Origin of the sequence: Vibrio sp. 10N.222.55.C6 (assembly GCF_041473395.1) — a bacterium.
Lineage (GTDB): Bacteria > Pseudomonadota > Gammaproteobacteria > Enterobacterales > Vibrionaceae > Vibrio > Vibrio crassostreae_C.
This window is the reverse complement of the sequence record NZ_JBFRSD010000828.1, coordinates 1-554: the sequence shown is the minus strand read 5'-3', so window position 1 is coordinate 554 and position 554 is coordinate 1. Positions and strand designations below refer to the sequence as shown.

Annotated in this window: 1 pseudogene; it reads right to left on the bottom strand. The window is 41.2% G+C overall.

The window, feature by feature from the left end:
* Positions 1–554, bottom strand: a pseudogene (locus tag AB4486_RS26395) (hypothetical protein); the annotation flags it as partial.

Below are 554 nucleotides of genomic sequence, written 5' to 3'. Positions count from 1 at the left end.
AGTCCCGGGTGTGCAGCCTGTAAATTTACAATATTCGTCACATCAACTGGCGCTAGTTGGCAAGAGCCATCAATCCAAACTTTATTGGGCTGTCCATTCACTATTGAATCAGAAAATTGGCTATAGCAATCAACACTACTAGAAGGCATTGAAACTTTAATAAATTCGTTATCTACATCATCACGAACCTCTTGCCACTTACTTTTATCGACTCCGAAAAAATCTTTAAAAGGGTCGATAGTGTCATCTCGCTGAATATCTAACCCAACATTATGAGAACTTATCACTCCAAAGGAGTTCTCCCATATCCCTGATTTAACAGCTGTCGATGTCTTATGAGAAGGCTTACAATCCTTAGTGGGATCATGCCCGGATCCTGGAGATTCAATAGAACTACTTACGCCATGATTGGTAATACCAGTCGCAATAAACCTATATTTAACCACTGCCCCGATACACTCATAAGCTTCAGCAGCCGAGTCAAATTCACCAGGGTCTGGTGGTGAAAAAAGTGCTGAGCCAAAAGAAATAACATCAGAAGTCGACTTCATAGC